The sequence below is a fragment of the Salinicola sp. genome, assembly GCF_982684285.1.
In genome coordinates, this window is the sequence record NZ_CEXLVS010000345.1 from 1 (window position 1) to 3,304 (window position 3,304).

Sequence of the window (3,304 nt, forward strand, 5' to 3'; positions counted from 1 at the left end):
CGATTCGGTCATGGACACGGTCATCACCAATGCGCTGATCCTCGACTGGTGGGGGGTGGGCAAGGCGGATGTGGGCCTGCAGAGGGGCCGGATCGCGGCGATCGGCAAGGCCGGCAATCCCGACGTGCAGCCGGGCGTCGACATCGTCATCGGGCCGGGCACGGAGATCATCGCGGGGGAGGGCAAGATCCTCACCGCCGGCGGCATCGACGCGCACATTCACTTCATCTGCCCGCAGCAGGTCGAGGAGGCGCTGATGAGCGGCGTCACCACGATGCTCGGCGGCGGCACCGGTCCGGCGACCGGCACCAACGCCACCACCTGCACGCCGGGCGAGTGGCACCTGGGCAAGATGCTGCAGGCGATCGATACGCTGCCGATGAACATCGGTTTGCTGGGCAAGGGCAATGCCAGTCTGCCGGCGGCGCTGGAGGCGCAGATCGTGGCCGGAGCGATCGGGCTCAAGCTGCACGAGGACTGGGGCACCACGCCGGCGTCGATCGACAACTGCCTGAGCGTTGCCGAGCGCTACGACATCCAGGTCGCGATCCACACCGATACCCTCAACGAGTCCGGCTTCGTCGAGGACACGATCGCCGCGTTCAAGGAGCGTGGTATCCATACCTATCACACCGAAGGCGCGGGCGGCGGCCATGCGCCGGACATCATCACCGCCTGCTCGAAGGATTACGTGCTGCCTTCGTCGACCAACCCTACCCGGCCCTACACGGTCAACACCATCGACGAGCATCTCGATATGCTGATGGTGTGCCACCATCTCGATCCGAACATCCCCGAGGATGTGGCCTTCGCCGATTCGCGGATACGCCGCGAGACCATCGCCGCCGAGGATATCCTCCACGACATGGGTGTGATTTCGATGATCTCGTCGGACTCCCAGGCGATGGGACGTGTCGGCGAGGTGGTCTGCCGCACCTGGCAGACCGCGCACAAGATGAAGGTGCAGCGCGGCCTGCTGCCGGAAGACGCAGCGCTGGGGGCGGACAATTTCCGCGCGCGCCGCTATATCGCCAAGTACACCATCAACCCGGCATTGACTCACGGTATCGCCCACGAGGTCGGGTCGGTGGAGGTTGGCAAGCTGGCCGACCTGGTGCTGTGGAGTCCGGCATTCTTCGGCGTCAAGCCGGCATTGATCGTCAAGGGTGGCATGATCGCGGCGGCGCCGATGGGCGATGCCAACGCCTCGATCCCGACGCCGCAGCCGGTCCACTATCGGCCGATGTTCGGGGCGTTCGGCAAGGCCGCCAGCGCGACCCGCTTCAGCTTCGTCAGCCAGGCGGCACTGGATGCCGGTATCAAGGCGCGACTGGGGCTGGAGAGCGAACTCTCGGCGGTCAGGCAGGTGCGGGGTATCCGCAAGAAAGACATGAAGCTCAACGACGCCTGTCCGCAGCTGACCGTCGATCCGCAGACCTACGAAGTTCACGCGGACGGTGAGCTGCTGAGCTGCGAGCCGGCGACCGAGTTGCCGCTGGCGCAGCGTTATCATCTTTTTTGAGTCGACTATTCATCCGCCGGACGGGTTCGTTATCGGTTATCTATTTCGAGGTCATCCCGAGTCCCGTATCGGCCATCACGAGGCAGACAGACATGTGGAAATTGATTGAGCGGCTGGAGGCGACATCCGATGCCGTTGCCGTCGATAGCGTGACGCTACCGTTCGAACTGCGGATGCGAGGAAGGCTGAAGGCGGTCAGCGACAGCGGCCGCGAGATCGGGCTCTTCCTGGATCGTGGACCGGTGCTTCGCGACGGTGCGTTGCTGCGCGCCGAGACCGGGGAAGTCGTCGAGATTCGCGCCGCCGCCGAGCCGATCGTGACGGCATCGATCCCGTCGGGGCTGGCGCTGGCCAGGCTCTGCTACCACCTGGGTAACCGTCACGTACAGCTGGCGCTCGGCGAAGACGAGGAGACTGGCTGGGTACGCTTCCCGCCGGATCACGTTCTCGAGGCGTTGGCCGCACGATTGGGAGCGACGCTGGAGCGTCACAAGGCGCCATTCGACCCCGAACCGGGGGCCTACGCCGAAGGGCTGGGCCATGGACATGGACATGACCACGACCACCATCACGGTTCCGCGGAAGGTCACGCCCGGGTATACGACTTCCAGCATCACCGTTCCGGGCGACACGGCCACAAGCATGAGCATTGAGGGGTGATGGTCGAGTCGACGCGCGACCCGTTGGCCCTGATGGGATTGCTGCAACTGGTCAGCCCGGCGCTGCCGATCGGTGCCTTTGCCTGGTCCCAGGGGTTGGAGAGCGCCTTCGAACTGGGCTGGGTGAGTGACGAGCAGAGCTTGCGAGAGTGGCTGGCCGGTGTTCTGCAGGATGGCCTGACAGTGTGCGAACTGCCGGTTCTGGCCAGGCTTCAGCAGGCCTGGGCGAACGAGGACCGTGCTGCCCTGCAGTCCTGGAACGACTGGCTCCAGGCCAGTCGCGAGAGCGCCGAACTGGCGGATGAGGATCTGCGCCTGGGACAGGCACTGGGCCGGCTGCTGGGCGACCTGGAGCTGTTGCCGGCCGCCGGCTGGCTACCGCCGCGGCCTGCCTACGTCACCTTGTTCGCCTGGCTGGCCCACCGTCGCGGCGTTGCCGTCGACGATGCCCAGCTCGGCTTTGCCTGGGCGTGGCTCGAGAACCAGCTTGCGGCGGCCTGCAAGGCTCTCCCCTTGGGGCAGACAGCGGCACAGCGGCTCATCGAGCGGCTGCGCCCCGAACTGGCCACGGCCGTCGGCGCCGCCAACGCATTGACGGATGCCGAACTGGGGCCGGTGCTGCCGGGGTTGGCACTGGCAAGTGCACTACACGAAACACAATATTCGCGGCTGTTCCGCAGTTGAGGGTAGGCAAGGAGGAGGTGAGTACGATGAAACACTGCTTACGCGTGGGCGTCGGCGGCCCGGTAGGATCGGGAAAGACGGCGCTGCTCAAGCAGCTCTGTCTGGCGCTGCGCGACCATTACGACATCGCGGTGGTGACCAATGACATTTATACCCGCGAGGACGCCGATTTCCTGCTCCGGCACGATGCGCTGGCCGCGGATCGTATCATTGGCGTGGAAACCGGCGGCTGTCCGCATACGGCGATTCGCGAAGACGCCTCGATGAACCTGGCGGCGATCGACGATCTCCATGCGCGCCATCCGGCGCTGGAGCTGGTCCTGGTGGAGTCCGGCGGCGATAACCTGGCCGCCACCTTCAGCCCGGAGTTGTCGGATCTGACGCTCTACGTGATCGACGTTTCCGCCGGCGACAAGATTCCGCGCAAGGGCGGGCCGGG

General features: G+C 65.6%; 4 protein-coding genes. All 4 read left to right on the plus strand.

Features of this window, described 5'->3' with window-relative positions; genetic code table 11:
• Positions 1-1,522, plus strand: a 1,522-nt coding sequence (ureC, locus tag AC3AYF_RS19520) for an urease subunit alpha (RefSeq protein WP_487780223.1), incomplete at its 5' end; no start/stop codon positions are given.
• A gap of 92 nt (positions 1,523-1,614) precedes the next feature.
• Positions 1,615-2,175: an urease accessory protein UreE gene (ureE, locus tag AC3AYF_RS19525; protein WP_295034822.1), complete on the plus strand. Its 561-nt coding sequence runs from the start codon at positions 1,615-1,617 to the stop codon at positions 2,173-2,175.
• A 6-nt stretch (positions 2,176-2,181) separates the two neighbouring features.
• On the plus strand, positions 2,182-2,865 hold the full coding sequence (locus tag AC3AYF_RS19530) for an urease accessory protein UreF (protein WP_295034821.1): 684 nt from the start codon (positions 2,182-2,184) through the stop codon (positions 2,863-2,865).
• Positions 2,866-2,891: 26 nt separating this feature from the next.
• A partial coding sequence (gene ureG / locus AC3AYF_RS19535; RefSeq protein ID WP_487780224.1) for an urease accessory protein UreG occupies positions 2,892-3,304 on the plus strand: 413 nt, incomplete at its 3' end.

Bases quoted from the DNA above. Each gene is read 5' to 3' on its own strand.
- ureE (WP_295034822.1), top strand. From the start codon at position 1,615: ATGTGGAAATTGATTGAGCGGCTGGAGGCGACATCCGATGCCGTTGCC.
- AC3AYF_RS19530 (WP_295034821.1), top strand. From the start codon at position 2,182: ATGGTCGAGTCGACGCGCGACCCGTTGGCCCTGATGGGATTGCTGCAA.